Origin of the sequence: Kitasatospora sp. NPDC094015 (assembly GCF_040304075.1) — a bacterium.
In the GTDB taxonomy this organism is placed as follows: Bacteria; Actinomycetota; Actinomycetes; order Streptomycetales; family Streptomycetaceae; genus Kitasatospora.
The window spans coordinates 51,240-78,066 of sequence record NZ_JBEOUL010000007.1 but is presented as its reverse complement, the minus strand read 5'-3'; the positions used below and the strand labels follow the sequence as shown (position 1 = coordinate 78,066).

Genomic DNA, 26,827 nt, shown 5'->3' with positions numbered 1-26,827 from the left:
CTACTTGACGGACTTCAGGCCGATGACGGCGTAGTCGATCTGGCCGGACCAGACCGGGTGCGCGAAGGCGCCGGCGATGTTGGAGCCGACCAGCAGCGGCTTCTTCTGCCAGGTCATCGGGACGGCGGGCGACTTGTCCATGATCTTGGCGTCGAGGGCGAGCCAGGCGGTGTTGGCCTTCTGCAGGTCGTCGAGGCCGGCGATGCGGTCCAGCTCCGCGATGGTCTCCGGGTCGTTGAACCGGCTGTTGTTGCCGTTGTTGCCCTTGTCCTTGATGGACCGGCCGTCGAAGATCATCGGCAGGAAGGTCGCGGCGGACGGGTAGTCCGGGCACCAGCCGGTGAGCGACAGGCCGGGCTGCTTGTCCTTGTCGCCGACGATGGAGTTGACGGCGGTCGGGTCGACGGTGGTGACGGTGACGTCGATGTTGACCTTCTTCAGCGCGGCCTGGACCGCCTCGGCCTGCGGCTTGCCGCCGGTGGAGGTGACCAGCTCGGTCTTCAGGCCGTCCGCGAAACCGGCCTCGGCCATCAGCTGCTTGGCCTTGTCCGGGTCGCCGGCCGGCTTGATCATGAAGTGGTCGATCGGCGCGCCGGCCGTCAGCACCGGCGGCAGGAAGGTGGTGGCGACGTCGTTGAAGGCCGGACCGCCGACCGCGGTCGCGTACGCCTCCTTGTCCACCGCGTACTGCAGCGCCAGGCGCAGCTTCTGGTTGTCGAAGGGCGGCTTGCTGGTGTTGGTCACCAGCATCGCGGTGCAGCCGGAGTTCTCGCTGATCAGACGCTTCTTCAGGTCCGGGTTGGTGAGCACCTCGCCGACCTTCGCGGGGACCAGGTCGACGTAGGAGATGGCGTTCTTGTCGTCGCCCTGGTCGGCGATCAGCCGGTCGGCGATGCCGGCGCCCTTGAGGGTCTGCTCGACCACGATCTTGTCCGGGTAGGCCTTGCGCACCGGGTCGGTCTTCTCGTCCCAGTTGGTGTTGCGGACCAGCACCATGCGCTTGCCGCGGTCGTACTCCTCGATCTTGTACGGGCCGGAGGAGACCGGGTGGTTGCTGTAGTTGGCGCCGGCCTCCTTGGCCTTGGGCACCGGGGCGAAGGTCGGCAGGGTCACCGTGTAGCCGAACTCGGCGACCGGGCGCTTGAGGTGGAAGATGATGGTCTTGGCGTCCGGGACCTCGATCGCCTGCTTGCCCAGGCGCTGGCCGCCGAGCGGGCCCTGGTAGCCGTCGGGCGCGTCGAGGTAGCGCACCGCGTAGTCGGGGCCGCCCGGCAGCTCGGGCGAGAAGGAGCGCTCGACGTTGTACTTGATGTCGTCGGCGACGATCGGGGTGCCGTCCTCGTACTTGAGGCCGTCCTTCAGGTGGAAGGTCCAGGTCTTGGCGCCGTCGCTCGGGGTGCCGAGGTCGGTGGCGAGGTCCGGCTCGATCTTCAGGCCCTCGGCGCCGGGGGCCGCCTTGAAGGTGGTCAGGGTGCGGTAGAGCATCCGGACGCCGACGTCCATCACCGGCATGGTCCAGTTGCGGGCCGGGTCGAGCTGGTCGAAGTCCTGGTTGGACAGGATGGTGAGGGTGCCGCCCTTGACCGGCGTGCCGCCGATGATGCCGTTGCCCTCGGTGGTGACCCCCGCGTGGTCCCCGGCGCCGTCGCCGTCGCCGTTGCCGTTGCTGCTGCAGGCCCCGAGACCGAGGGTGAGGGTTGCTGCGATGGTCGCCGCCAGGGCGACGTGCGTGCGCCTGTTCATGTTGAACTCCGAGATGGGGGGCCGGTGTTGAGGCCCAGTCCGCCCCGGGGCTGATCCGGGGCCCACTCCGGAGGGGCGACCAGGGGTCTAGCCCCTCCGGGATGTGACCCGTAACATAGTAATGTGAAATTGCACTGGCAAGAGATGTTGCGGCCCGTTACCGAGCCGTGTCCTGCCGGAACGCGAGCCACCCGCCAACCCCCGCACCCCCGCCCCAGGTCAGAGGAGTCGCAGCAGTGACCGCCGAGCCCACCCCACGCCTGAACACCGGCAGCCACGATCTGCCCGTCTCGCCCGCCCTCGACGCCTTCATGGGCACCGGCTGGGCGGCCACCCCGCTGCCCGCCGACCGGCGGGTGGCCGGGTACGACGCGACCGGCGCCCGGCGCAGCCGGCTGGCCGCCGCCTTCCCGGGCGAGCGACTGGTCGTCCCCGCAGGGCAGTTGAAGGTCCGCAGCAACGACTGCGACCAACGGTTCCGCCCGCACAGCGCCTACGCCTGGCTCACCGGCCTGACCGGCGAGGACCAGGTCGGCCACGTGCTGGTGATCGAGCCCTCCGGCGAACCGGTGCTCCACCTGCGCCCGCGCTCGCCGCGCGGCGGCCCCGGCCCGTACGGCGGCGAGTTCTACCGCGACCGCCGCTACGGCGAGTTCTGGGTCGGCCGGCGGCCCGACCTGGACGAGGCTGCCCGGCTCACCGGCGTGCGCACCGCCCACCTGGACGACCTGGCCAAGCTGTTCACCGGCGCGCAGCCCGTCACCCGGGTCCTCACCGGCGTCGACCCGGTGCTCGACGCGCTCGCCGGGCGGCCCGACGCCGCCGCCCAGCAGGCCGACACCGCGCTCGCCGCCGCCCTCTCCGAGCTGCGCCTGATCAAGGACCCCTGGGAGGTGGCCCAGCTCCAGCACTCCGTCGACCTCACCACCACCGGCTTCGAGGACGTGGTCCGCGCCCTGCCCGCCGCGCTGCGCCACGGCCGCGGCGAGCGCTGGCTGGAGGGCACCTTCAACCTGCGCGCCCGCGCCGAGGGCAACGGGACCGGGTACGACACCATCGTCGCCTCCGGCGCCCACGCCTGCGTGCTGCACTGGATCCGCAACGACGGCGCGCTCGACCCCCGCGAACTGCTGCTGCTGGACGCCGGCGTGGAGACCGACACCCTCTACACCGCCGACGTCACCCGCACCCTCCCGCTCGGCGGCACCTTCTCCCCCGTCCAGCGCCAGGTCTACGAACTGGTGCTGGCCGCCCAGGACGCCGCCATCGCGACCCTGCGCCCGGGCGCGAGCTTCCGCGACTTCCACCGCGCCGGGATGCGGGTGATCGCCGAGGGCCTGGCCGACTGGGGCGTGCTGCGGATCCCCGCCGACGAGGCGCTGCGCGAGGACAGCGGTCTGTTCCGGCGCTACACCCTGTGCAGCAGCGGCCACATGCTCGGCCTCGACGTGCACGACTGCGCCAAGGCCCGGGCCGAGACCTACCTGGACGGCGTGCTGGAGGAGGGCATGGTGCTCACCGTCGAACCCGGCCTGTACCTCCAGCCCGACGACGAGACGCTGCCGGTCGAGCTGCGCGGCATCGGCGTCCGGATCGAGGACGACCTGGTGATCACCTCGGACGGCGCCCGGCTGATGTCCGGCGCCCTGCCGCGCACGGTCGCCGGGATCGAGGAGTGGATGGGCACCCTGCTCGGCTGACCGCACCGGCCGCCGGGCCGCCGGGCCCGGCCCGCTACCCGAGCAGCCCCCGGACGATCGCCGCCGCCGGGCCGGTCCCGGCCGACCGGTGGCCGGTGCCGGCCCACAGGTGCATCGCCGCCAGGTCACCCCGCTTCGCCGCGGCCGCCCGCAGCGGCTGGGTGAGGTGGTGCACCTCCGGGTACGCGGCCGGCGCGTACGGCTCGTAGCGGTCGATGAAGGCGTTGCGCAGTCCGCGCGCCGGGCGGCCGGTGAAGGACCGGGTGACCACGGTCTCCCGGAAGCCCGGATCGACCAGGGCGGCCCGGTGCGCGGCCGAGGCACCCGACTCCTCGCAGCGCAGGAAGGCGGTGCCCAGCTGGCCGGCCACCGCGCCGGCCCGCAGGACGGCGGCCAGGCCCTGGCCGTCCGCGATCCCGCCGGCCGCGATCAACGGCAGGCCGACCTCGGCGCGGACGGCCGCCAGCAGGTCGATCAGCGGCTCGGTGCCGGGCTCGGCGTCCACCCGGTGGGTGGCCCGGTGCCCGCCGGCCTCCGGCCCCTGCACGGTCAGCACGTCCATCCCCGCCTCGGCGGCGGCCCGCGCCTCGGCCGGGCCGGTCACCGTACCGATCTGGAGGATCCCGGCCGCCCGCAGCGCCTCGGCCTCCGCCGGGGCGGGCAGGCCGAAGGTGTACGAGACCACTGGCACCGGATCGGCCAGCAGCAGCTCGATCTTGGCGTCCCAGTCGTCCCGGTCCGGCGCGATCGTCACCGGCAGCTCGACGCCGTACCGCTCGGCCTCGGGCCGCAGCCGCTCGCGGTAGCCGGCCACCGCCGCCGGATCGCCCGGGGCGGCGGGCACGAACAGGTTCAGGCCGAACGGCCGGCCGGTCAGCTGCCGGGTGGCCCGGATCTGCTCCGCCACCGCGGCGGCCGTCCGGTACCCGGCGGCCAGCAGGCCGAAGCCGCCCGCCTCGCCCACGGCCGCGACCAGCTGCGGGGTCGAGGCCCCGCCCGCCATCGGCGCCACCACCACGGGCGCCGCGAGGCCGGTCAGATCCACAGCCATGTGCCACTCCTCCGAGGCCGTCCGCCACGCTGCTGCGCGCCTCCACCCTATGCGCGCGGCCGCCCGGCCGGCCGAAGGCCTGTCAGGTCACCCGGCCGGGCGGCGTTCCGGCCCGGCCTTCCTGCTCCCCCGGACCGGCGGCGATAACTTCGTGGACGAACGCAGGCGCCGATCCGGCCGCCCGCCACCGTCCTGATGGAGACCCCGTTGAGGATCCCCGCCGTTCTCGCCGCCGCCGTCGCGGCCGCGCTCGTCCCGGTCGGCGCCCAGGCCGTCCAGCCCCCGCAGCCGACCCCGCCGTACGCCCGCGACCTCGCGGTGACGGTGGCCGCACCCGACCCGGCGGCCCCGCCCGGCGCCACCGTGCCGTTCACCGTGGTGGTGTGCAACCACGGCACCGAGACCCCGCAGAACGCCGCCACGCTGGTCGTCAACGGCCCGCCGGACGAAGGCATGGAGATCGGCCCCGGATCCGGCCAGGCCACCGACGGCGGCTGGAACTGGATCCGGCTGCCGGTCGCCGAGGGCCTGGCCCCGGGCGCGTGCAGCTACACCGCGCTGCGCTCACGCACCATCAGCGGGCTGGCCGGGCCCAGGAGCTACCCCGGCGGCACCGCCGAGGTCACCTGGGAGGGCGAGCAGAACCCCGCCGACAACCTGGCCACCTGGACCTCCGAGATCGCCGCCCCCGTCACCCGGGCGTACCTCGCCCTGGCCCGGCCCCCGCTGCCGACCGCCCCCGGCGACCCGGCCGACTTCGAGGTCGAGGAGCGCAACCTCGGCCCCTCCACCGACTACCCGTGGCGCGGCCGCCTGGTCGCCCAACTGCCGCCCGGATCCACCTTCCTGAGCTCGGCGCCGGACCGGTCGCCGTGCGAGTACTCGGTCGACCGCACCACCGCGATCTGCCCCGACACGGTCAGCAACACCTGGTCCTGGCTCAACCGGGGCTTCGCGGTGCGGGTCAGCCCCACCGCGGCGCACGGCAGCACGGTCACCGCCACCCTCACCTACGAGGCCCCGGCCGACCCGGCGCCGCACGCCTTCGTCCTGAAGGTGGACATCCCGGTGCTCTGACCACCGCCCGCGCCCGCCTTAGCTCGCCCGGGCTCAGGCGGGCCGGATCAGCCCCGAGGCGAGGCCGGCGGCGATCGCCCCGGTGCGGCTGTCCACGCCGAGCTTGTCGTAGACGTGCACCAGGTGGGTCTTGACGGTGGCCTCGCTGATGAACAGCCGCCGGGAGATCTGCCGGTTCGCCAGCCCCTCCGCGAGCAGCTGCAGGATCTCCGTCTCGCGCGGCGACAGGCTCGGCCGGCCGGCCCGGACCCGGCCGAGCAGCCGGGCGGCCACCGGCGGGGCGAGCACCGTCTCGCCCCGGGCGGCGGCGTGCACGGCGGCCGCCACCTCCTGCGGCGGGGCGTCCTTGAGCAGGTAGCCGGTGGCGCCGGCCTCGACTGCGGCGAGGATGTCCGCGTCGGTGCTGTAGGTGGTCAGGATCAGCACGGCGGGCGGGTCGGGCAGCGCGGTGATCCGCCGGGTCGCCTCGACGCCGTGCATCCCGGTGCCCATCTGGAGGTCCATCAGCACCACGTCGGGCTGCTGCTCGAGCTCCGCCAGCCGCAGCAGCGCCTCGGCGCCGTCCGCGGCCTCGCCGACGGCCGTCACGTCCGGGAAGTCGTCGACCATCGCCCGCAGCCCGCGCCGCACCACCGGGTGGTCGTCCACCAGCAGGACCCGGATCACCGGGCACCCGCCTCGGCCGGCACGGTCGCCCGCAGCGGCAGGGCCGCCGCCACCGCCGTGCCCTCGCCCGGCGCGGACTCCACGGTGAGGCTGCCGCCGAGGTCCGCGATCCGCTCCCGCATCCCGTGCAGCCCGAAGGTGCGGCGCTCCCCGCCCGGCCTGGCCTGCGGGTCGAAGCCCACCCCGTCGTCGAAGACGTCCAGGGTCACCTCGTCGTCGAGGTAGGCGAGGGTGACGGCGATCCGTCCCGCCCCCGCGTGCCGGACGGCGTTGCCCAGGGCCTCCTGGGTGAGCCGCAGCAGCGCGACCTCGGCCTCGACCGGCAGCGGGTGCGGCTCGCCGTCCAGGTGGAAGTCGGCGCCCGCCCCCTGGGCCAGCCGGCGCAGCGCCTCGGTGAGGGTGGCGTCGTCGAGGGCGGGCGGGGTGAGCGCGTGCACGAACCGGCGGGCCTCGGCGAGGTTGGCGGAGGCGGTCAGCCCGACCTCGTGGATCCGGCCCGCGGCGGCGGCCGGGTCGGCGGGCAGCGCCGAGCCGGCGGCCCGGGCGAGCAGCACGATCGAGGACAGGCCCTGTGCCAGGGTGTCGTGGATCTCGCGGGCCAGCCGCTGCCGCTCGGCGAGCCGGCCGGCCTCCCGCTGGCTGGCGGCGAGCTGGTCCCGGGTGCGCATGAGGTCGTCGATCAGCCGCTGGCGCTCGCGGCTCTCCCGGTAGAGCGCGGCGTAGCCGTACGCGGTGAGCAGGGCGACGGCTGTGCCGGCGACCGGGCCGAGCACCTTGGCGGTGGTGAGGCCGCCGGCGGTGCCGGACTGCGCGGCGACCACGATCGCGGTGAGCCCGGCGACGGCGGCCACCGCCCGGCGGACCGGCAGCAGGTGCAGGCACAGGAAGTACAGCGGGAAGGCGAGGTAGCAGAACTCGGGGTGCTGGAGGGTCAGCGCGACCCAGAGCAGCACCACCGCCCCCAGCCACAGGCCGGCCCGGCGCCTGCTGTCGCGGATCCGCCCGACCAGCCCGCCGGCGGCGTACACCGCGGCGAGCCCGGCCGCGGTGGCCAGCGCGCCGGGCCCGAGGTCGCCGCCGACCACGCCGCGCACCAGCAGCACGCCGAGCAGGGCGAAGAACAGCCCGTGCAGGGCCAGGTGCATCAGCCGCAGGGCGGGGGTCTGGACGGTGTGGCCCGGTGCGGGCGGTTCGGTACGGGTCACGCCTTCCGAGGGTACGGGCTGCGGCGGCCGCGGCCGACCGGTCGGGCATCAACCGTTCGATGGATTCCCGGCTGCACCCGACGGTGGAGGCGCGGTGCCCTCCTCTCCACGATGGCGGCGCCGCCCCGGGCGGCCAGGGTGGGTGGAGCCATCGGACAGCCCCCTCCACCGGAAGGTCCCCGTGTTCGTCGCACTGCGTGACATCCGCTTCGCCAAGGGCCGCTTCGCGCTCATGGGCGCGGTCGTCACCCTGATCACCACGCTGGTCGTGTTCCTCTACGGCCTCACCGGCGGCCTGGCCGCCGCCGCCTCCTCGACCGTCGCCGGGCTGCCGGCCGACCGGATCGTCTTCGGCGCCCCGGCCGGGGCCGCCCCGACGGTCTCCTTCGGCAACTCCACCGTCTCCGCCGAGCAGCAGGCCGTGTTCGCCGCCGCCCCGGGCGTGCGCGCCGCCCACCCGCTGGGCGTCTCGCTGACCAGGCTGACCACCGCCGACGCCGCCACCCCGGTCAGCGTGCTGGGCTCCCCCGCCGAGCTGCTGCCGCCGCTGCGCCGGGGCTCGGCCCCGCAGGACGGCCAGCTGGCGGTCGGCGCGGACACCGCGCGGACCTACCACCTGGAGGTCGGGGCGCGGGTCGGGCTCGGCCCGAGCGCGCTGACGGTGGCCGCGATCACCGAGGAGCGCTCGTTCTCGCACGCGCCGACGGTCTGGACCACGGTGGCGACCTGGGAGCGGATCAGCGGCCAGAGCCGGCCCACCGCACTGGCGCTGAGCGGTGCGCCGGCCGACGCCGCCGGGCTGGACCGGGCGGAGAGCACCACGACCGTGCCGACGGCCGACGCGCTGGCCGGGATCAACGGCTACGCGGCCGAACAGGGCAGCCTGCAGCTGATCCAGGGGTTCCTGTTCGCGGTGAGCGCGCTGGTGGTCGGCGCCTTCTTCACGGTGTGGACGGTGCAGCGGCGCCCGGACATCGCGGTGCTCAAGGCGGTCGGCGCGAGCAGCGGCTACCTGGTGCGGGACGCGCTGGCGCAGGCGGCGGCCGTCCTGCTGGGCGGTGCGCTGCTGGGCGGCGCGGCCGGTGGCGCGGGCGGGCTGCTGGCCTCGGCCGCGGTGCCGTTCGAGGTCGGGCCGGCCACGGTGGCCGTCCCGGTGGCCGCGATGATCCTGCTGGGCCTGGCCGGGGCCGCGCTGGCGGTCCGCCGCATCACCTCCGTCGACCCGCTGGCCGCGCTGGGAGCCTCCCGATGACCACGACCCCCCAACTCACCCGTACCGGCCTCGCGTTGCGCGGGGTGACGCTCAGCTACCCGGACGGCGAGAGCCGGTTGACCGCGCTGGACGCGGTGTCGCTGGCGGTCGCGCCCGGCGAGTTCACCGCCGTGGTCGGCCCGTCCGGCTCGGGCAAGTCCAGCCTGCTGGCGGTGGCCGCCACCCTGCAACGGCCGGACCGGGGCGAGGTGGTGATCGACGGTCAGGAGGTCGGCGCGCTCGGCGAGCGGGCCCGTACGGCGCTGCGGCGCGAGCGGCTCGGGATCGTCTTCCAGCAGTCGAACCTGCTGGCCTCGCTGACCGCGGTGGAACAGCTGCTGGTGCTGGAATCGGTGCGTGGCGGGCGGCCGGCGGCGGCGCGCCCGCGAGCGCAGGAGCTGCTGGCCTCGGTCGGGCTGGACGGCGCCAAGCAGCGCCGCCGTCCGCACCAGCTGTCCGGCGGGGAGCGCCAGCGGGTGAACATCGCGCGGGCGCTGTTCGGCCGGCCGTCGGTGCTGCTGGTGGACGAGCCGACCTCGGCACTGGACCACGAGCGCGGCGCCCTGATCGTCGACCTGCTCGCCGAGGTCACCCGCACCCACGGCACGGCGACGGTGATGGTCACCCATGACCGCGATCTGCTCGGCCGGGTGGACCGGGTGGTGGAGATGCACGACGGCCGGCTGGCCTGAGGCCGACGGCCGACGGCCGAGGGATCGGCGCCCGCGACCGGACCGGGGTCAGCGGGCGCCGAGGCGCAGCGCCGGACGCTCCTCGACCGCGTTCTCCGCGCCGGAGGCCCAGAGCGAGCGGATGTGGCCGAGGTGGCGGGCCATGCACTCCTCGGCCTCGTCGGCCCGGCCGGAGATCATCAGGTCGAGCAGCTCCAGGTGCTCCTCGGCCGAGGTGACCAGCTCGCCGCGCTGGTCCAGCCGGTTGAGGCCGTACAGGCGGGAGCGCTTGCGCAGGTCGCCGACGGTCTCGACCAGGCGGGCGTTGCCGGCCAGACCGAGCAGGTCGAGGTGGAACTGCCGGTCCGCCTCCAGGTAGCCGATCAGGTCGTGCTCGCGGGCGGCGACCACGATGGCCTGGGCCTCCGGGCGCAGCGCCTCCAGCTGCTCGGGGGTGGCGGTGCGGGCGACCCGGCCGACGGTGGGCACCTCGATCAGCGCGCGGATCTCGGTGTACTCGTCGAGGTCCCGCTCGCTGAGCTCGGTGACCCGGAAGCCCTTGTTGCGGACGGCTTCGACCAGGCCCTCGCGGGCGAGGTCGAGCATGGCCTCGCGGACGGGGGTGGCGGAGACCCCGAAGTCGGCGGCCAGGGCGGGCGCGGAGTAGACCACGCCGGGGCGCAGCTCACCGGAGATGAGCCCGGCGCGCAGGGCGTGGGCGACCTGGTCGCGCAGCCGCTCCTGTACCGAGATGAGGGTGCGGGGCTTTCGGTCCGCCATGGTGTTCCTCCGGGAGTTTGCAGGACACCATTGTACAATGTCACGTTACTCAAATTGTGGAAGATTCAAACGCAATGCGGGTGACATTCGTATTGGCTGGCAGCGACTGCCAGATCCTGCCAGGCCATCCCGACGCTCTTGAAGAAGCGCGGTCGGTCGGCCGGGACAACTGCCTCATCGTTCACCAGTTCTGAGAGGTTCGCAAGGCTGGTCGGAACGGCTTCCCCGGCCTCCCGGAATGCCATCAGCAGGTCGCCCGCCTCGCGCAGCGCGGTGGCCCGGGATTCGGTGTAGAGCGCGGAGCGCCGCACCAGCGCGCCATCCACCTCGCGCGCCCCGGGTTCGTGCGAACCGACCGCCGCCACCGCCGCCCGGTCGGGCACCAGCGCGCCGTCGAACAGCGGGGTGCGGGCCGTGGTGCAGCAGACCACCAGGTCGGCGTCGGCGACCGCCCCCGGCCCGCCGGCCGTGGCCGCCAGCCCCAGCGCGCGGGCCCGGGCGCACAACTCCTCGGCCCGCGCCGCGCCGCGGCCCACCACCGTGAGCCGGGTCAGCGGGCGGATCGCCACCAGCGCCTCCAGGTGCCCGTACGCCTGCGGGCCGGTCCCGAACAGCACCAGGTGCTCGGCCCCGGGCGCGGCCAGCCGGTCGAGCGCCAGCGCGGTGACCGCCGGGGTCCGCAGCGCGGTCAGCGCGGCGCCGTCGAGCAGGGCGAGCGGCCGCAGGGTCGGCCCGTCCAGCAGCAGGTAGCTGCCGGTGATCCGGGGCAGCCCGCGGGCCGGGTTGGCCGGGGCGACGCCCGCGATCTTCACCCCGACGTACCGCCCGGTCGCGGCCGGCATCAGCAGCAACTCCCCGGCCGGGACAGGGATGTTGGTGCGGGCCGGGCAGTGCTCCACGTCCAGGCCGGCGCGCAGCTCCCGCTCCAGCGCCTCGACGGCCCGGGCCGGCGACAGGGTCAGTTCCAGGGTCGGCGCGAGGCCGGTCGGCTGGTCGGCCATCAGAGCTGGAACCCCGTCCCGAGCCCGTCGAGCGGATCGAGGACGAAGCGGTGCTCGCCGGTGCGGTGCGCGGTGCCGGTGACCTCGGTGACCACCCCGTCCGGGCGCTCGCCCACCACCCGTCCGGTGAACACCGTGCCGATCACCGACTCGTGCCGCAGCGACTCGCCGGGGGCGAGCCGCCCGTCGGCGGCGAGCAGCGCCAGCCGGGCGGAGGTGCCGGAGCCGCACGGCGAGCGGTCGATCTGGCCGTCGGCGAAGACGGTGACGTTGCGCTGGCTCGGCCCGTCCGGGGTGTCCGGCAGCTCCTCGTGGAGGATCACCCCGTAGACCCCGGACAGCCGCGGGTCGCTCGGGTGCCGGGTGCCCGGACCGCCCTCCAGCGCGGCGCGGATCTCCCGCCCCACGGCGGTCAGTTCGTCCAGCCGGTCGGTGCGCACGCTCAGCCCGAGGTCCGCGGCGCGGACCGAGGCGTAGCAGGCCCCGGAGTGCGCCAGGTCGACCTCGACGGTGCCGCGCGAGGTGGGCACCGGCACCTTGCGGGCGGTGACCTGGGTCGGCACGTTGCGGAAGGTGACCGCGGTGGTGCGGCCCCCCTCGCGGTGGACGGCCGCCGAGACCCGGCCGGAGGGCACGTCGATCCGCACCCGGACGGTGCCGTCGGCGGGCGCGGCGACCAGGCCGGAGTCCACCGCCCAGGCGCCGAGCGCGATCGTCCCGTGGCCGCAGGCGGTCGAGTAGCCGTCCTTGTGCCAGAACAGCACCCCGAAGTGCGCCTCGCTGTCGTCGGGCGGCACCACGAAACCCCCGTACATGCCGGCGTGGCCGCGCGGTTCGCGCGACAGCAGCCGGCGCACCTCGTCGAGCGCGCCGGGGCGCGGGGCGGTGGCACTGCCGCCGGGGCCCAGCACGACGGCCCGGCGCTCGGCGACCGTGTCCCCGGGGACGGGCGGCAGGCCGCCGGTGACGATCCGGAACGGCTCGCCGGCCGTGTGGTAGTCGACGGTGCTGATCGGGTTCACCGCGGCGTCCCGGCAGGCAGCAGCGTGACGGTCCGGCTGGAGGTGAAGAACTCCAGCGCGGCCTGCCCCTGCTCCCGGCTGCCGTAACTGGCGGACTTGGCGCCGGAGAACGGGAGGTGGAAGTCGACGCCGCTGGACGGCGCGTTGACCCGGATCATGCCCGCCTCCAGCCGGTCCGCGGCGGCCAGCGCGGTGTCCAGGTCGCGGCTGTGCACCGAGGTGGCGAGCGAGTGCCGGGTGGCGTTGGCCAGGGCGATCGCCTCGTCCAGGTCGGCGGCGCGGACCAGCACGGCGAGCGGGCCGAAGAACTCCTCGGCCAGCAGCGGGTGGTCGGCCGGGACGTCCTCCAGCAGGGTCGGCTCCAGGTACCAGCCGGTCCGCTCCGCCCGGGCCCCGCCCGCCACCACGGTGGCGCCGGCGGCGACCGCCGAGTCGAGCGCGCCGGTCAGCCGGTCGAGCGCGGCCTCGCTGATCACCGGGCCGCAGACGGTGTCCGCCTCCCCGGGCGCCGCGGCGGCGGTCGCGGTCAGCGCCTTGGCGAGCGCCTCGCGCAGCGGCCGGTAGGCCTCGCCGACCGCGATCACCCGGCTGGTGGCGGTGCACTTCTGCCCGGCGTAGCCCGCGACGGCCGAGGCCAGGTGGGCGGCGGCCTGCTCGATGTCGGCATCGGGCAGCACCAGCGCGGCGTTCAGGCCGCCCATCTCGGCCTGCACCGGCACGCCGCGCGCCCCGGTGGCGGCGATCACCGCCCGGCCGACCCCGGTCGAGCCGGTGAAGGAGACCACGTCGGCGGCGTCCACCAGCGCGGCGCCCTCCTCGGCCCCGCCGGGCAGCACGGTGAGCACGCCCTCGGGCAGCCCGGCGAGTTCGGCCAGCCGCAGCGCGCAGGCGGTCGCCTCCGGCGCGGGCTTGAGCACCACCGTGTTCCCGACCGCGAGCGCAGGTGCCGCCTTCCAGGTCGGGATGGCCAGCGGGAAGTTCCACGGCGTGATCAGCCCGGCCACCCCGTACGGGCGCCGCCGGGTCATCAACAGGCCCTGCCCGGCGGCCGGTTCGTGCACCTCGCCGACCGGGGCGTACGGTGCCTGCGCGTAGTACCGCCAGATCGCGACGGTCCTGGCGACCTCGCCGCGGGCCTCCGCGATCGGCTTGCCGACCTCGCGGACCACCAGCGCGGCGAGCTCCTCGGCGTGCGCCTCGAGCGCGGCCGCGGCCCGGCCGAGCGCGGCCGAGCGGCCCGCCGCGCCGAGGCCGAGCCAGCCGGCCCCGGCGGCCCGGGCCCGCTCCACGGCGGCGGCGGTGCCGGCCGCGCCGGGGGCCTCGACCCGGATCACCAGATCGCCCGGGTCGGCCGGGTTGTACGAGTCGATGCTCATGGTGCGGAAGCCTTTCGTGTGCGGTCCGGCGGGCGCCGTCGGTCGGTCGTACCGGTGGGCGGGGAGCGCCGGGGTCAGAGCAGGAAGCCGGCCGGGAACGGGTCGTCCGGGTCGAGGAAGTACTGCGCGGTGCCGGTGATCCAGGCCCGGCCGGTCACCGTGGGCACCACCGCGGGCAGCCCGGCCACGGTGGTCTCCTCGACCAGGCGGCCGGTGAAGGTGGTGCCGATGAAGGAGTCGTTGCGGAAGTCCTGGTGCAGCGGGAGTTCGCCGCGGGCGTGCAGCTGGGCCATCCGGGCGGAGGTGCCGGTGCCGCAGGGCGAGCGGTCGAACCAGCCCGGGTGGATGGCCATCGCGTGCCGCGAGTGCTGCGCGGTGGAGCCCGGCGCCAGCAGCTGCACGTGGTGGCAGCCGTGGATCGACGGGTCCTGCGGGTGCACCGGGCGCTCCGCCGCGTTGATGGCGTCCATCAGCGCGAGGCCGGCGGTCAGGATGTCCTGCCCGCGCTCGCGCTCGAACGGCAGCCCCAGCTCGGCCAGCGGCAGCACCGCGTAGAAGTTCCCGCCGTACGCCAGGTCGTAGCCGACCGTGCCGTACCCGGGCACCTCGACCTTCCGGTCCAGCGCCACCGCGTACGAGGCCACGTTGCGGATGGTGACCGACCGGGCGGCGCCGTCCTGGACGGCCACCTCGGCGACCACCAGACCGGCCGGGGTGTCGAGGCGCACGGTGGTGACCGGCTCGACCACCTCCACCATGCCGGTCTCCACCAGCACGGTGGCGACCCCGATCGTGCCGTGGCCGCACATCGGCAGCAGCCCGGAGACCTCGATGTAGAGCACCCCGAAGTCGGCGTCCGGTCGGGTCGGCGGCTGGAGGATCGCCCCGCTCATCGCGGCGTGGCCGCGCGGCTCGTACATCAGCAGGGTGCGGAAGTGGTCCAGGTGCTGCTGGAAGTGCACCCGCCGCTCGGCCATGGTGCTGCCGGGGATGGTGCCGAATCCGCCGGTGATCACCCGGGTCGGCATGCCCTCGGTGTGCGAGTCGACGGCGTGGAAGACGTGACGGCTGCGCATGGGTTCGATACTCCCTCGTACGGACCGGGGCGGGCCGGCTGTCCCCGCAGCCGGCCCCGCTGGCGTTGCGTTACTTCAGCCCCTCGGCGAGCGACTTCTCGGTGGCGGACCGGACGGCGGCCTCGATCCCGGCGGAGAGCGGGAAGCGCGGCGGGCGGACCGGACCGCCGGCGCGGCCGGCGATGTCCATGGACAGCTTGATGGCCTGGACGAACTCCACCTTGGAGTCCCAGCGCAGCAGCGGGTGCAGCGACCGGTACAACGGCAGCGCGGTGGCCAGGTCACCCGCCACAGCGGCGTGGTACAGGGTGGCGCAGGACTGCGGCAGCGCGTTCGGGTAGCCGGCGATCCAGCCGACGGCCCCGGCCAGGGCCAGCTCCAGCAGCACGTCGTCGGCGCCGATCAGCAGGTCCAGCCCGGGAGCCAGCTCGGCGATCTCGTACGCCCGGCGGACGTCCCCGCTGAACTCCTTGACCGCGACGATCGAGCCGTCCGCGTGCAGCTGCGCGAGCAGCTCGGGCACCAGGTCGACCTTGGTGTCGATCGGGTTGTTGTACGCCACGACCGGCACGCCGGCCCCGGCGACCTCGGCGTAGTGCGCCCGGACGGCGGCCGCGTCGGCCCGGAAGGCGTTCGGCGGCAGCAGCAGCACCGAACCGGCGCCGGCCTCGCCCGCCTGCTCGGCCCAGCGGCGCGCCTCGGCGCTGCCGTACGCGGCGACGCCGGGCATCACCCGGGCACCGTCGCCGGCCGCCTCGACGGCGACCGTGACGACGCGGGCGCGCTCCTCGTCGGTGAGGGTCTGGTACTCGCCGAGCGAGCCGTTCGGGACGACGCCGTCGCAGCCGTTGTCGATCAGCCAGCGGACGTGCTCGGCGTAGGCGTCGTAGTCGACGGAGAGGTCGTCACGCAGCGGGAGTGCGGTGGCGACCATGATGCCGCGCCAGGGACGGGTGGGGTCATGCGGTGCGTGGGACACGGGGGATTCTCCCTGAGTGGTGAGGTGTGACATTTTATTAGATTTGACGGGGTGGCCACAAGAGCGCCCCGCAGAATTCCGCCGAGCGCTCCGGCGCCCGTCCGGCGGGTACGGGCTACGCCGACGCCTCCGGCAGCCGCTCCAGCTGGGCCAGCGGCACCGGACAGGCCAGCGGCCGGCTGTCCGCCCGGGCCACCGGGTCGCCGGACAGGCAGGCCACGGCGGCCCCGCACATCCGGCCCTGGCACCAGCCCATCCCGGCCCGGGTGAGCAGCTTGACGGTCCGCGCGTCGGTGGCCCCGAGCTCCTCCACCGCCTCGCGGATCCGCCCGGCCGGCACCTCCTCGCAGCGGCAGACCTCGGTCTCCGGGGTCAGCCAGTGCGCCCAGTCCGCCCCGGGGCGGTGCGCGGCGGCCATCAGCTCGGCGAACGCCCGGCGGCGCTCGCGGCGGCGGCGCGCCCCCGGCGGGGCCGGGCGCCCGGCGACGGCGTGCGCGGCGAGCACGCCCTCGGCCAGCGCCAGGTCGGCCCCGCCCACCCCGCAGGTCTCCCCCACCGCCCACAGACCGGGCAGGCTGGTGCGCTGGCGGGCGTCGACCCGCAGCGCGACCGTGCCGTCCGGGGTCACCCGGGTGTCCGCGCCCAGCTCGGTCGCCAGCTCGATCTGCGGCACCAAGCCGTGCCCGACCGCCACCGCGTCGCAGTCGATCCGGCGCGCGGTACCGGCCACCGGACGCCACCGGGCGTCCAGCCGGGCCACCGTCACCCCGGTCACCCGGTCGCTGCCGTGCACCTCGACCACCGCGCTGCTGCGCCGCAGCCGGACCCGGTGGCGCAGCAGGGCGGCCGCGTGGCCCGCCCCCTCGACCAGCTTGGCGGGGTTGGCGAGCAGGGTGGGCAGCCCGCGGGCGTACCCGAGGTAGCTGCCGGCCTCGACGATCGCCGGCACCTCGGCCCCGGCGGTGACCAGCGAGGAGGCGGCGGCCAGCAGCAGCGGTCCGCTGCCCGCCACCACGATCCGGCGCCCGGGCAGCACCAGCGAGGACTTGAGCATGGCCTGCGCCCCGCCGGCGGTGACCACGCCGGGCAGCGTCCAGCCGGGGAACGGCAGCTGGCGCTCGTACCCGCCGGTGGCGAGCAGCACGGCGCGGGCCCGCAGCACCACCGCGTCCCCCGCGCCGGGGCCGGTGGTGGCGTGCAGGCGCCAGAGGCCGTCGGCCCCGGCGGGCTCCGCGGCCCAGACGTGGTGGCCGGTCAGGTAGCCGATCCGCCGGTGGCCGGTGTGCTCGCGCAGGCGCCGCGAGAGGTCGGCGAAGGCGGACCAGCCGTGGTGCAGCCGCTCGGGCCGGGCCGCGCGCAGGCCGGGGGCGGGATGGCGGTAGTACTGGCCCCCGGGGCGCGCGCCGGCGTCCAGCAGCAGCACCCGCAGGCCCAGGTCGGCGGCGGTGACGGCGGCGGCCAGCCCACCGGGGCCGGCCCCGATCACGGCGAGGTCGTGGCCGGGCTCGGACCCGGTGCGGTCAGACGGCGAGGTCGGCACGGCCGTGGCCCTCCTGGGTGGTGACGCGGTCGCCGGGGCGGGCCGGGAGCAGGCAGGTGCGCCGGTTGGGCTCGCCGTTGACGGTGGCCAGGCAGTCGAAGCAGACGCCGATCCCGCAGAACGCGCCGCGCGGCCGGCCGCCGACCCGGGTGGTGCGCCAGGCCAGCACCCCGTCCGCCCAGAGCGCGGCGGCGATGGTCTGGCCCGGCAGGGCCGCCACCGGGCGGCCGTCGAACTCGATGGTGTGGCCGGGTCCGGGCTCGGCCCCGACCAGCTCGGCGGGGGTGCGTCGGGTACTCATGCCTCTCCCTCGGGGGCGGGCCGGCCGCCGAAGCGGTCGGGGCGGAACGGGCTCGGGTCGAGCTCCGGCACGGCGCCGGTGAGCTGCGCGGCAATCAGCCGCCCGGTGGCCGGGGCCAGCCCGATGCCCGCGCCCTCGTGGCCGCAGGCGTGGTACAGACCGGGGGCGCGCGGGTCGGCGCCGATCGCCGGCAGGTGGTCCGGCAGGTACGGGCGAAAGCCCCGGTAGGCGCGCTGCACGGCGACCGTGCGCAGCACCGGGAAGAGCGCGGCGGCGTTCCCGGCCAGCCGGCGCAGCACCTCGACGGAGAGCGTCCGGTCGAAGCCGACCCGCTCCCGGCTGGCGCCGATCAGCACCGGGCCGCCGGGGGTTCCCTCGACCACGGCGGAGCTCTGCAGCGCGGCGGATCCGCTGGCCACGTCGGCCACGTAGTCGGCGGCGTACACCTTGTGCCGGACGATCCGCGGCAGCGGCTCGGTGACCAGGACGAAGCCGCGCCGGGGCAGCACCGGCAGCTCGACGCCGGCGAGCCGGGCGACCTCGCCGCCCCAGGTGCCGGCGGCGTTGACCACGGCGGGCGCGTCCAGCCGCCGGCGCTCGGTGGTGACGCCGAGCACCGAGCCGTCGGACCGGGTGCGCACGGCCCGGACGGCCTCGCCGAGGATCAGCTCGGCGCCGCCGGCGCGGGCGGCCCGCAGCAGGTGGGCGGCGGCCAGTGCGGGCTGGACCTGGGCGTCCTGCGGGTAGTGGAAGCCGCCGGCCAGGTCGGCGGCGAGGTGCGGTTCCAGCTCGCCCAGCTCGCCGCCCTTGACCTCGGCGGCCTCGACCCCGGCGGTGGCCTGCTCGGCGGCGAACCGGCGGAGCAGCTCCATCCCGGCGGGGTCGCGGGCGACCACCAGGCCGCCCTTGGGCTCGTACTCGGTGGCGGCGCCGAGGGTGCCAGGGCCCGGGGCGCCGGGGCCGGCGGTGTCGGCCAGCTCGCGCCAGAGCCGAGTGGAGAGCAGCGCGAGGTCCAGCTCGGGGCCGGGCTCCTTGTCGGAGACCAGCAGGTTGCCTTCACCGGCGCCGGTGGTGCCGCCGGCCACCGGACCGCGGTCGACCACGGCGACCCGCAGGCCGGCGAGGGTGGCGTAGTAGGCGCAGGCGGCGCCGACGACACCGGCGCCGATCACCACGACATCGTGGGGGGATCGCATGGACACGGCAGTAATATGTCACATGGCGATGAAGCTGCCAAGGTGGCCCGCCGGACCGGACCGGACTACGGGTACGGCGAAGGCCCCGCCCGCCACAGGGCGGAACGGGGCCTCGGTACGCGCGGGGCGGACTCGATCAGGTGATGTCGTCCATCTGCTCGTGCCGGGCCGCCGGCACCGGGGCCGGGGCGGCGGGCGCGGCCGAGGCCGCCACCGACTCGGCGCCGTCCACCTCGTCCACCGAGAGGTCCACCGAGGAGGCCTCGTCGTCGTCCAGCCCGGCGTCCGGGTTGCGGCGCAGCCGGCGGCGGTCGTTCAGCACCGAGATGCCGACGGCCAGGAAGTACAGGCCCCACATCGGTGCGGCCAGCGCCAGCATGGTCAGCGGGTCGGCGCTCGGGGTGGCGAAGGCCGCGAACACGGTGATCGCCATCACCATCGCCCGCCACCAGCCGAGCAGCCGCTTGCCGGTGAGCACACCGATCACGTTCAGCATCACCAGGAACAGCGGGAACTCGAACCCCAGGCCGAACACCACCACCATCCGGGTCACCACGTCGAGGTAGTCCTCGACCGGCAGGATGTTGGAGACGTGGTCGGCCGTGAAGGAGATCAGCATCTGCGCGGTCAGCGGCATGACCAGGTACGCGAAGGCCGCGCCCGCCAGGAACAGCGGGGTGCCGGCGCCGAGGAAGGTCAGCGAGTACCGGCGCTCGTGCTTGTGCAGGCCCGGCGAGACGAACTTCCACAGCTGGTACAGCCACACCGGGGTGGCCGCCACCAGTCCGGCCGTGAGGCTGACCTTCAGTACCAGCGTGAACGGGGTCAGCAGGCCGATGTTGACCACGTCGGCGCAGTTGGTGTCACCCGGCAGCGGCTTGCCGTCCGCGCCGCAGTGCGGCAGCGGCGCCGTCAGGAAGTCGATCAGCGGCTTGTTGAAGTACGCGGCGATGATCGTGAACAGCAGGATCGCCAGGACCGACTTCACCAGCCGGCTGCGCAGCTCGCGCAGGTGATCCGCCAGGGCCATCCGGCCCTCGGGATCCTTGGGTGCTTTGGAAGACTTGCTCAACCCCGGTCCTCGAACTCGTGCGACGAAACCCGCCGGGCGGCGGGCCCCCGTACTGAGCGTCCGTCAGCTCAGCCCATCCGGGTACTGCCCTGCTGCGGGCGATGGTAGCCGCTGCCGATGTCGGCCCGGCAACCGCCCGGTGGCCGGGGCGGACGGCCCCTCCCGCACAGCAGGGGCCTGCCCTAGAGGGTAACCCGCTAGCGCCGCTGTCCGGCGAGAGCTCCGGCCGCCTCGGCCAGCGCCCGGGAGGCGGTGTCGACCTGCTCGGCCAGCGCCCGCACCCCCAGCCAGAGCCGGCAGGCGAGCACGCCGAGCACGAGCAGGCCCGCGGTGGCCGTCAGTACGGCCGCGATGACGATCCACTCCATGGCGCCGACCCTATCCGTCCACCGGCAGCAGCCGCATGGTCCGTACCCCGGCCGCGCTCAGCGCGGCGACGATCTTCTCCCCCGCGGTCTTGCGCACCGACGCGCCGCACTCCGGGCAGGTGAAGCTGTAGAAGGTCCGCTCCGCGGTGGCCCCCAGGGCCAGCCGGAACTCGGTGACCGGCAGCTCCACCTTCTCCCGGCACTGCGAGCAGTAGACCTTGAATCTGGTGCCCTCCCCCACTCCGGCTCAGACCTGCCCGTCCCGGTAGGCGTCCAGCGCGGCCAGTGCGGCGGCCCTGGCCTGCTCGGCCGGCTCGGCCGGGGAGACGATCCGGCCGTCCCGGCCCAGCCGCAGCGCGAGCGGGCGCAGCCCGGAGGGGTCGGCGCTGCGCAGGGTGATCCGCAGCCCGCCGTCGGGCAGTTCCTCGGCCGAGTCGTGGGTGTAGTACTCGGCGACCCAGCGCCCGCCGGGGCCGACCTCGACCACCACCTCGGGGTCGTCGGCGGCCGGGTTGACCAGGCCGGCCGACAGGTCGCGCGGCTGCAGCCGGGGGGCGTCGGCGGCCTCGTCCAGCACCTTGATCTCAGCCATCCGGTCCAGCCGGAAGGTCCGCCGGTCCTCGGAGACCCGGCACCAGCCCTCGAGGTAGGTGTGGCCCTCGGTGACCAGCCGGATCGGGTCGACCTCGCGCTCGGTCATCCCGCCGCGCCCGTGCGACCAGTAGCGCAGCCAGATCCGCCGGCCCTCGCTGAGCGCCCGGTCGATGTCGGCGAACACCTGGCCCTCGGCCTCGAAGGTGACGCCGACCCGGGTGCTGGACTCGGCGCTCTCGCCGGCCGCGTCCTCCAGCTTGGCGACGGCGCGGGTCAGTGCCTGCCGGTCGCGCTCGCGCAGCCCCGGCAGCCCGGCCACCGCGCGGGCGGCGACCAGCAGCGCGGTCGCCTCGTCGGCGGCCAGCCGCAGCGGCTGGGCCACGTCGTCGACGTTGTGCCACCAGATCCGCTCGCCGTCGGTGTCGATGTCGAGCAGGTCGCCGCCGCGGAAGCTGGTGCCGCACATCGGCAGCACGTTCAGGTCGCCGATCAGCTCGCGCTCGGTGATGCCGAAGGCGCGGGCGACCTCGGCCACCTCGGCGCCCGGGCGCTCGCGCAGATAGGTGACCAGGGAGAGCATCCGCCGGGTCTGGTCGATCGCGTTGCTCATGGCCTTACTCCCCCTCGGCGAGGCCGGCCACCGCGCGCAGCCGGTCGATGACGTCGGCCCGCAGGTCGTCCGGGCCCAGCACCACGACGTCCGGCCCGAACTCGGCCAGGTCGGCGCCCAGCCCGTAGCCGTACGGGATCTCCAGCTCGTCCCACTGCTCGTCGACCCGGACGCTGGCCAGCGCCTTGGTGCGCAGCGGGAAGGCGGCGCCGCGGCGCAGCCGGACGGTGGCCGTGCTGGTGGCGCCCTCGCCGGCGAACCGGGCGACGTACGCCCGGACGTCCACGTGCTCGGGCACCGCGCCGGTGAAGGCGCCGGAGCGGGAGCGGACCTTGCCGGTGATCCGGCTGAGCCGGAAGACCCGGGCGTCCTGCCGGTCCCGGTCGTAGCCGGCCAGGTACCAGTGGCCGCGCCAGCACTCCAGTGCCCACGGCTCGACGGCGCGCTGCTCGGGCACGGCGGAGCCGGCCTTGCGGTACTCGAATCCGACCGGGCGGCGGTCGCGGGCGGCGGTGAGCAGCGGCTCGAACGCGGCCTCGCGGGCCGGGATCCGCGGCTCCAGCGCGCTGTGCTCGGCCTCCTCGGCGAACGGCACGCCGGCCGCGCGCAGCTTCTGCAGCGCGCCGCTGGCCGCACCGGACATCTTGGCCTGCTGCCAGACCCGGGCGGCCAGGCTGAGCGCGGCGGCCTCCTCGGCGTCCAGGGCGATCTCCGGCAGCCGGTTGCGGTCACGGCGGGCCAGGTAGCCGATCTCGCCGTCCAGGGCGTTCTCGTCCACGTCGATGATCAGGCCGAGCTCGCGCAGGTCGTCCTTGTCGCGCTCGAACATCCGGTTGAAGGCGTCCTCGCTGCCCTGCTGCCAGGCCTCGCGGTAGGCCTCGACGGACTCCCGGAGCTCCTTCTTGGAGAGCGGGCGTCTGGTGTTCATCAGGCACAGCGCAAGGTTCATCAGCCGCTCTGCCTTGGCGATCGCCATCGCGGACCTTCCTGGGAGTCTCGGCGGGACATTCTTGATCCGGCGGACCTGACCGTACCGGTACGGGCACGCTGCGCAAAAGCCGAGTCCGGATACGCCGCAGGGGCCGCCCCCGCCGGAGCGGGTGGCGGCCCCTGCGGGCGGGGCTCAGACGCCGAGCAGGTCGACCACGAAGATCAGGGTCGAACCGGCCGGGATGAGCGGGCTGGGCGACTGGTTGCCGTAGGCCAGGTGGGCCGGGATGACCAGCTCGCGGCGGCCGCCGACCTTCATGCCCTGGACGCCCTGGTCCCAGCCCTTGATGACGCGGCCGCCACCGAGCGGGAAGCGGAAGGTCTGCCCGCGGTTCCAGGAGGCGTCGAACTCCTCGCCGGACTCGAAGGTGACGCCGACGTAGTGGACCTCGACCATCGCGCCGGCCTTGGCCTCCGCGCCGTCGCCGACCACGATGTCGCGGATCTGCAGCTCCTTCGGCGGCTCGCCGCCCGGGAAGTCGATCTCCGGCTTGCTGATGCTCACAACAGACTCTTCTCGTTCGCTGATAGAGACATGACGCGGCGGCAGCCGCCCGCGCCGAGGTCCTTTCGGAACCACGGTACGACCGGCTGCCGCCCGTCGAAGTCAGGCCCGGCCGCGAGTTGCCCCGCGGCCGATCACCCGGACATTGTGTCTCAGCCGCTGCCGCCGCCGATACCGGCGTCCAGGATGTCGACCACGAAGACCAGGGTCGAGTTGGCCGGGATGGTGTCCTTGGCCTGGTCCTTGTAGGCCAGCGAGGCCGGGATCACCAGCTCGACGCGGCTGCCGATGTTCTGCCCGACGATGCCCTTGTCCCAGCCCTCGATGACGCTGCCGCCACCGGTCACGAAGCTGAAGGCCTGGCCCCGGTCGAGCGAGGAGTCGAACTTCTTGCCGTCCTTGTAGAGCGCGCCCGTGTACTGGACGAGGACGCCCTCACCGGACTCGACCTTGCGGCCCTTGCCCTGGATCAGCACCGCGCTCTTCAGCTCGGTCGGGTCGGCCGCGCCCGGCACCGGGATGATCTCGGCGGCCTTCTTGCCGTTGTCCTTGACCTTCGGGAAGTCGGACGGCGGGGGCGTGACGTCGCCGCTCAGCACGGCGTCCTGCGCGTTGGCGTTGCGGATGTCGATCACGAAGACCAGGTTGTCGGTCGGGCCGACGCCCATGCCCTGGCTGCCCTGGTCACGGAAGGCCGCGGCCGGCGGGGCCACCACCAGCAGCCGGCTGCCGACCTTGTGGCCGGTCACGGCGGCGTCCAGGGCGGGGATCAGCTGGCCCCCGTCGGCCTGGAACAGCTGCGGCTTGCCGCCCTCGTACGAGCCCTGGATCTCCTTGCCGGTGGTCCAGTTCATCGCGGTGAAGTCGGCGGTGACCCAGTTGTTCTTGTCCACCTTCGGGCCGGTGCCCGGGGTCAGCTCCTTGACCACGAAAGTGCCGTCCGCCGCCTCCTTGGGCAGCGTGATGGTGGCCTTGGTGCCGAAGTCGCCGGTGACCGTCGGGAGCACCTTGGCGGTGTCCTTGATCGGCGGCACCGGGGCCTCGGTGGGCGACGGCTCCGCGGTGGGCGCGGCGTCGGCCTTGGCGGCGGAGCTCTTCGAGTCCGGCTTGTAGGCCACGTACAGCGTGATGCCGCTGCCGACCAGCAGCAGGGCGAGCACCGTGCCGAGGATCACACCCAGCTTGCCGACCCCGGGCGGGTTCTCGTTGTAGCCCGCCTCGGACACCTCCTGCTTGCGCTTGGTGGAGGCGAAGACCTGCGGCTGCTCGTCATCCGCGGACCCGGCCGGGGCGGCCGGGGCCTGGCCCCAGCCGGCCTGCTGGGCCAGGATCGCCGGCGGCACGACGATCGACTCGCGGTCGGGCGATGCCGGGCCTGGGCCGACCGCGCCGTTCGCGGTCCCGGCCTCGCCCGGGCCCGACGCTTTCTCAGTCATGACTCCCCAATTCATCTCGCCCGACGACAGGTACCAACTGCGGAAGGGCAGCAGTATGTCAGGTCACCATGAGGACGGGCGTTCAGGTTCGCGAACGCCCGTCCGCCCCCATGGGATCAGACCGCTTCGAGAATGTCGATCACGAAGACCAGCGTCGAGTTGGCCGGGATGGAGCCGCTGGCCTTGTCGCCGTAGCCCAGCGCCGGCGGCACCACCAGCATCACCCGGCTGCCGACGGTCTGGCCGACCAGGGCCTGGTCCCAGCCCTTGATCAGGCTGCCGGTGCCGACCTGGAGCGCCTGCGCACCGCCATGGCTCCAGGAGGAGTCGAACTGCTTGCCGTCCGCCCAGGTGACCCCGGTGTACTGGACCAGCAGGGTCTGCCCGGAGGTGACCTCCTTGCCGTCGCCCTTGACCAGGACGAAGGTCTGCAGGTCGGTGGGCGGTGCCTGGCCCGAGGGCACGGTGATGGTGGGCGCGGCCTTCCCGTTGTCGGTCACCTGCGGCATGTTCGCCGGCGGCTCGGAGATCGTGCCGGTGATCGTGGCGTCCGGCGGGACGTCCTGCACGATGTCCAGCACGAAGACCACGGTGTCGTCCTTGCCGATCTCGAGCGCGCTGTTGCCCTGGCTGCCGAAGGCCGCCGCCGGCGGGGCCACCACCAGCACCCGGCTGCCCACCTTCTGGCCCACCACGCTCTGGTCGAAGGCGGGCACCAGCCCCCCGCTGCCGGCCTGGTAGAGCTGCGGCTTGCTGCCCTGGTCGTAGGAGCTGGGCAGGTCCTTGCCGGTGGTCCAGTCCTTGGCGGTGTAGTTCACCGTGACCCAGTCGTTCTTGGCCACCGTCGCCCCGTTGCCCTCCGAGACGGTGCTCACCACGAACTGGCCGCTGGGCTTGGCGTCCGGCAGCGTGATGGTGGCCTTGCTGCCGAAGCTGCCGCTCACGGTCGGCATCGGGTCGGCCGAGGCGACCGGGCTCGGCACCTCCACCGGCGAGGGCGCGGTCGTGGTGGGCGAGCCGCCCCCCGAGGACCCGGATCCGCTGCTGCACGCGGCCAGCAGCACGGCGAGGGGCACAACCAGAAGAGCGGCGAATCTGCGCATGCGGCTCAGCGTATGGCCCGATTCGTCCGGGATGTCGGAGACACAAGGGCAAGACAAAGGGGTGGTGATCGGACAATTGGTCCGATCACCACCCCGGCCCACCGGTCACATGCCGGCGATCAGCTTCTCCACCCGCTCGTCCACCGAACGGAACGGGTCCTTGCAGAGCACCGTCCGCTGCGCCTGGTCGTTCAGCTTCAGGTGCACCCAGTCGACGGTGAAGTCCCGGCGCTGCTCCTGCGCCCGGCGGATGAAGTCGCCGCGCAGCCGGGCCCGGGTGGTCTGCGGGGGCACCGACTTGGCCTCGAAGGTCTTCAGGTCGGTGGTCACCCGGGTGGCCTGCCCCTTGTTCTGGAGCAGGTAGAACAGTCCGCGCCGGCGGTGGATGTCGTGGTACGCCAGGTCGATCTGGGCGACCCGCGGGTTGGACATGGTCATCTGGTGCTTCTCGCGGTACCGCTCGATCAGCTTGTACTTCATGATCCAGTCGATCTCGTTGCCGACCCGGGCCAGGTCCTCGGTGCGGACCGCCTCCAGGGTGCGGCCCCACAGCTCGAGCACCCGGGCGATGGTGCCGGTGTTCAGGCCCTTGCGGTCGGCGAACTCGAGCGCCTTGGTGAAGTACTCCTCCTGGATGTCCAGCGCGCTGGCCTCCCGGCCGTTGGCCAGCCGCACCTGGTGGGTGCCGGTGAGGTCGTGGCTGACCTCGCGGATCGCCCGGATCGGGTTCTCCAGGGTGAGGTCGCGCATCACCACGCCGGCCTCGATCAGGCGCAGCACCAGGTCGGTGGCGCCCACCTTGAGCAGGGTGGTGGTCTCCGACATGTTGGAGTCGCCGACGATCACGTGCAGCCGGCGGTACCGCTCGGCGTCGGCGTGCGGTTCGTCCCGGGTGTTGATGATCGGCCGGGACCGGGTGGTCGCCGAGCTGACGCCCTCCCAGATGTGCTCGGCGCGCTGGCTGACGCAGAACACCGCGCCCCGCGGGGTCTGCAGCACCTTGCCCGCCCCGCAGATCAGCTGGCGGGTCACCAGGAACGGGATCAGGACGTCGGCCAGCCGGGAGAACTCGCCGTGCCGGGCCACCAGGTAGTTCTCGTGGCAGCCGTACGAGTTGCCGGCCGAGTCGGTGTTGTTCTTGAAGAGGTAGACGTCACCGGCGATGCCCTCCTCGTGCAGCCGGCGCTCGGCGTCCACGAGCAGGCCTTCGAGGATCCGTTCGCCGGCCTTGTCGTGCGTCACCAGCTCGGTGACGTCGTCGCACTCGGGGGTGGCGTACTCGGGGTGCGAGCCCACGTCCAGATACAGGCGTGCACCGTTGCGCAGGAAGACATTGCTGCTGCGGCCCCAGGAAACTACGCGGCGGAAGAGGTACCTGGCCACCTCGTCCGGAGACAGACGCCGTTGTCCCCGAAACGTACACGTGACACCGTACTCGTTCTCCAGCCCGAAAATTCGGCGGTCCATGAGGCATCTTTTCTCTTCCGAGGGCCTTTCGAAACCCATAGCGACG

General features: G+C 74.3%; 26 protein-coding genes. 4 read left to right on the top strand and 22 right to left on the bottom strand.

Going from position 1 to position 26,827, the window contains the following annotated elements:
* The gene (locus tag ABT014_RS11395; protein ID WP_350638464.1) at positions 1-1,743 is read right to left on the bottom strand and encodes an ABC transporter substrate-binding protein; all 1,743 of its coding nucleotides are present in this window, start codon (positions 1,741-1,743) and stop codon (positions 1-3) included.
* A gap of 236 nt (positions 1,744-1,979) precedes the next feature.
* On the opposite strand from ABT014_RS11395, the gene ABT014_RS11390 reads away from it, so the two are divergent.
* Entirely contained in the window at positions 1,980-3,443 is a 1,464-nt protein-coding gene (locus ABT014_RS11390; RefSeq protein WP_350638463.1) for an aminopeptidase P family protein, read from the top strand.
* A gap of 34 nt (positions 3,444-3,477) precedes the next feature.
* On the opposite strand, the gene ABT014_RS11385 is transcribed toward ABT014_RS11390, so the two are convergent.
* The gene (locus ABT014_RS11385) at positions 3,478-4,494 is read right to left on the bottom strand and encodes a nitronate monooxygenase (protein ID WP_350638462.1); all 1,017 of its coding nucleotides are present in this window, start codon (positions 4,492-4,494) and stop codon (positions 3,478-3,480) included.
* 207 nt (positions 4,495-4,701) lie between these two features.
* Between ABT014_RS11385 and ABT014_RS11380 the strand changes: the two genes are divergently transcribed.
* Positions 4,702-5,571, top strand: a complete 870-nt coding sequence (locus ABT014_RS11380) for a hypothetical protein (protein ID WP_350638461.1) — start codon at positions 4,702-4,704, stop codon at positions 5,569-5,571.
* A 33-nt stretch (positions 5,572-5,604) separates the two neighbouring features.
* Here the strand turns inward: ABT014_RS11380 and ABT014_RS11375 are convergent, their stop codons facing one another.
* Both ABT014_RS11375 and ABT014_RS11370 read right to left on the bottom strand, forming a co-directional pair.
* Positions 5,605-6,237 carry a response regulator gene (locus tag ABT014_RS11375; RefSeq protein ID WP_350638460.1) on the bottom strand — a complete coding sequence of 211 codons (633 nt, stop codon included), beginning with the start codon at positions 6,235-6,237 and terminating at the stop codon, positions 5,605-5,607.
* Positions 6,234-7,442, bottom strand: a complete 1,209-nt coding sequence (locus ABT014_RS11370) for a sensor histidine kinase (RefSeq protein ID WP_350638459.1) — start codon at positions 7,440-7,442, stop codon at positions 6,234-6,236. The genes ABT014_RS11375 and ABT014_RS11370 overlap by 4 nt, the downstream gene beginning before the upstream one ends.
* A 181-nt stretch (positions 7,443-7,623) precedes the next feature.
* Between ABT014_RS11370 and ABT014_RS11365 the strand changes: the two genes are divergently transcribed.
* Positions 7,624-8,694, top strand: coding sequence for an FtsX-like permease family protein (locus ABT014_RS11365; protein WP_350638458.1), 1,071 nt, complete (start codon positions 7,624-7,626; stop codon positions 8,692-8,694).
* Positions 8,691-9,386 carry an ABC transporter ATP-binding protein gene (locus tag ABT014_RS11360; RefSeq protein ID WP_350638457.1) on the top strand — a complete coding sequence of 232 codons (696 nt, stop codon included), beginning with the start codon at positions 8,691-8,693 and terminating at the stop codon, positions 9,384-9,386. The genes ABT014_RS11365 and ABT014_RS11360 overlap by 4 nt, the downstream gene beginning before the upstream one ends.
* A 48-nt stretch (positions 9,387-9,434) precedes the next feature.
* Here ABT014_RS11360 and ABT014_RS11355 read toward each other — a convergent pair whose 3' ends face one another.
* The 18 genes from ABT014_RS11355 to pafA form a co-directional block, all read right to left on the bottom strand.
* Positions 9,435-10,145: a GntR family transcriptional regulator gene (locus tag ABT014_RS11355; protein ID WP_350638456.1), complete on the bottom strand. Its 711-nt coding sequence runs from the start codon at positions 10,143-10,145 to the stop codon at positions 9,435-9,437.
* A gap of 65 nt (positions 10,146-10,210) precedes the next feature.
* Positions 10,211-11,146: an ornithine cyclodeaminase family protein gene (locus ABT014_RS11350; RefSeq protein ID WP_350638455.1), complete on the bottom strand. Its 936-nt coding sequence runs from the start codon at positions 11,144-11,146 to the stop codon at positions 10,211-10,213.
* Positions 11,146-12,168: a proline racemase family protein gene (locus ABT014_RS11345; RefSeq protein ID WP_350638454.1), complete on the bottom strand. Its 1,023-nt coding sequence runs from the start codon at positions 12,166-12,168 to the stop codon at positions 11,146-11,148. Before ABT014_RS11345 ends, ABT014_RS11350 begins: the two co-directional genes overlap by 1 nt.
* Positions 12,165-13,544, bottom strand: a complete 1,380-nt coding sequence (locus ABT014_RS11340; RefSeq protein WP_350638453.1) for an aldehyde dehydrogenase family protein — start codon at positions 13,542-13,544, stop codon at positions 12,165-12,167. Before ABT014_RS11340 ends, ABT014_RS11345 begins: the two co-directional genes overlap by 4 nt.
* A gap of 74 nt (positions 13,545-13,618) precedes the next feature.
* Positions 13,619-14,620, bottom strand: coding sequence for a proline racemase family protein (locus ABT014_RS11335; RefSeq protein ID WP_350638452.1), 1,002 nt, complete (start codon positions 14,618-14,620; stop codon positions 13,619-13,621).
* A 70-nt stretch (positions 14,621-14,690) separates the two neighbouring features.
* Complete coding sequence (locus tag ABT014_RS11330) at positions 14,691-15,632, bottom strand: dihydrodipicolinate synthase family protein (protein WP_350638451.1); 942 nt, start codon at positions 15,630-15,632, stop codon at positions 14,691-14,693.
* An 82-nt stretch (positions 15,633-15,714) separates the two neighbouring features.
* Entirely contained in the window at positions 15,715-17,139 is a 1,425-nt protein-coding gene (locus ABT014_RS11325) for an FAD-dependent oxidoreductase (RefSeq protein WP_350638450.1), read from the bottom strand.
* Positions 17,120-17,440 (bottom strand): (2Fe-2S)-binding protein, encoded by a 321-nt coding sequence (locus tag ABT014_RS11320; RefSeq protein ID WP_350638449.1) that lies wholly within the window; start codon positions 17,438-17,440, stop codon positions 17,120-17,122. Before ABT014_RS11320 ends, ABT014_RS11325 begins: the two co-directional genes overlap by 20 nt.
* Positions 17,437-18,636: an NAD(P)/FAD-dependent oxidoreductase gene (locus tag ABT014_RS11315; RefSeq protein WP_350638448.1), complete on the bottom strand. Its 1,200-nt coding sequence runs from the start codon at positions 18,634-18,636 to the stop codon at positions 17,437-17,439. The genes ABT014_RS11320 and ABT014_RS11315 overlap by 4 nt, the downstream gene beginning before the upstream one ends.
* Positions 18,637-18,772: 136 nt before the next feature.
* Positions 18,773-19,708: a twin-arginine translocase subunit TatC gene (gene tatC / locus ABT014_RS11310; RefSeq protein WP_350638447.1), complete on the bottom strand. Its 936-nt coding sequence runs from the start codon at positions 19,706-19,708 to the stop codon at positions 18,773-18,775.
* Positions 19,709-19,905: 197 nt separating this feature from the next.
* Positions 19,906-20,076, bottom strand: a complete 171-nt coding sequence (locus tag ABT014_RS11305; RefSeq protein ID WP_350638446.1) for a hypothetical protein — start codon at positions 20,074-20,076, stop codon at positions 19,906-19,908.
* 10 nt (positions 20,077-20,086) lie between these two features.
* Positions 20,087-20,317 carry a hypothetical protein gene (locus ABT014_RS11300; protein ID WP_350638445.1) on the bottom strand — a complete coding sequence of 77 codons (231 nt, stop codon included), beginning with the start codon at positions 20,315-20,317 and terminating at the stop codon, positions 20,087-20,089.
* Positions 20,318-20,323: 6 nt separating this feature from the next.
* Positions 20,324-21,280, bottom strand: coding sequence for a helix-turn-helix transcriptional regulator (locus ABT014_RS11295; RefSeq protein WP_350638444.1), 957 nt, complete (start codon positions 21,278-21,280; stop codon positions 20,324-20,326).
* A gap of 4 nt (positions 21,281-21,284) precedes the next feature.
* Positions 21,285-22,256 (bottom strand): helix-turn-helix transcriptional regulator, encoded by a 972-nt coding sequence (locus ABT014_RS11290; protein WP_350638443.1) that lies wholly within the window; start codon positions 22,254-22,256, stop codon positions 21,285-21,287.
* Positions 22,257-22,403: 147 nt separating this feature from the next.
* Positions 22,404-22,775, bottom strand: coding sequence for an FKBP-type peptidyl-prolyl cis-trans isomerase (locus ABT014_RS11285; protein ID WP_350638442.1), 372 nt, complete (start codon positions 22,773-22,775; stop codon positions 22,404-22,406).
* Positions 22,776-22,927: 152 nt separating this feature from the next.
* Positions 22,928-24,211, bottom strand: a complete 1,284-nt coding sequence (locus tag ABT014_RS11280; protein ID WP_350638441.1) for an FKBP-type peptidyl-prolyl cis-trans isomerase — start codon at positions 24,209-24,211, stop codon at positions 22,928-22,930.
* Between the two features lie 116 nt (positions 24,212-24,327).
* The gene (locus ABT014_RS11275; RefSeq protein ID WP_350638440.1) at positions 24,328-25,314 is read right to left on the bottom strand and encodes an FKBP-type peptidyl-prolyl cis-trans isomerase; all 987 of its coding nucleotides are present in this window, start codon (positions 25,312-25,314) and stop codon (positions 24,328-24,330) included.
* Positions 25,315-25,419: 105 nt separating this feature from the next.
* Positions 25,420-26,781, bottom strand: coding sequence for a Pup--protein ligase (gene pafA / locus ABT014_RS11270; RefSeq protein WP_350638439.1), 1,362 nt, complete (start codon positions 26,779-26,781; stop codon positions 25,420-25,422).
* Positions 26,782-26,827: the final 46 nt, after the last annotated feature.

Excerpts from the sequence above, each read along its gene's own strand:
- ABT014_RS11355 (WP_350638456.1), bottom strand. The coding sequence starts at position 10,145 with ATGGCGGACCGAAAGCCCCGCACCCTCATCTCGGTACAGGAGCGGCTG.
- ABT014_RS11280 (WP_350638441.1), bottom strand. The coding sequence starts at position 24,211 with ATGACTGAGAAAGCGTCGGGCCCGGGCGAGGCCGGGACCGCGAACGGC.
- ABT014_RS11315 (WP_350638448.1), bottom strand. The coding sequence starts at position 18,636 with ATGCGATCCCCCCACGATGTCGTGGTGATCGGCGCCGGTGTCGTCGGC.
- ABT014_RS11360 (WP_350638457.1), top strand. The coding sequence starts at position 8,691 with ATGACCACGACCCCCCAACTCACCCGTACCGGCCTCGCGTTGCGCGGG.
- ABT014_RS11330 (WP_350638451.1), bottom strand. The coding sequence starts at position 15,632 with ATGTCACACCTCACCACTCAGGGAGAATCCCCCGTGTCCCACGCACCG.
- ABT014_RS11385 (WP_350638462.1), bottom strand. The coding sequence starts at position 4,494 with ATGGCTGTGGATCTGACCGGCCTCGCGGCGCCCGTGGTGGTGGCGCCG.
- ABT014_RS11305 (WP_350638446.1), bottom strand. The coding sequence starts at position 20,076 with ATGGAGTGGATCGTCATCGCGGCCGTACTGACGGCCACCGCGGGCCTG.
- ABT014_RS11275 (WP_350638440.1), bottom strand. The coding sequence starts at position 25,314 with ATGCGCAGATTCGCCGCTCTTCTGGTTGTGCCCCTCGCCGTGCTGCTG.
- ABT014_RS11340 (WP_350638453.1), bottom strand. The coding sequence starts at position 13,544 with ATGAGCATCGACTCGTACAACCCGGCCGACCCGGGCGATCTGGTGATC.
- ABT014_RS11350 (WP_350638455.1), bottom strand. The coding sequence starts at position 11,146 with ATGGCCGACCAGCCGACCGGCCTCGCGCCGACCCTGGAACTGACCCTG.
- ABT014_RS11320 (WP_350638449.1), bottom strand. The coding sequence starts at position 17,440 with ATGAGTACCCGACGCACCCCCGCCGAGCTGGTCGGGGCCGAGCCCGGA.
- ABT014_RS11335 (WP_350638452.1), bottom strand. The coding sequence starts at position 14,620 with ATGCGCAGCCGTCACGTCTTCCACGCCGTCGACTCGCACACCGAGGGC.
- pafA (WP_350638439.1), bottom strand. The coding sequence starts at position 26,781 with ATGGACCGCCGAATTTTCGGGCTGGAGAACGAGTACGGTGTCACGTGT.
- ABT014_RS11395 (WP_350638464.1), bottom strand. The coding sequence starts at position 1,743 with ATGAACAGGCGCACGCACGTCGCCCTGGCGGCGACCATCGCAGCAACC.
- ABT014_RS11295 (WP_350638444.1), bottom strand. The coding sequence starts at position 21,280 with ATGAGCAACGCGATCGACCAGACCCGGCGGATGCTCTCCCTGGTCACC.
- ABT014_RS11290 (WP_350638443.1), bottom strand. The coding sequence starts at position 22,256 with ATGGCGATCGCCAAGGCAGAGCGGCTGATGAACCTTGCGCTGTGCCTG.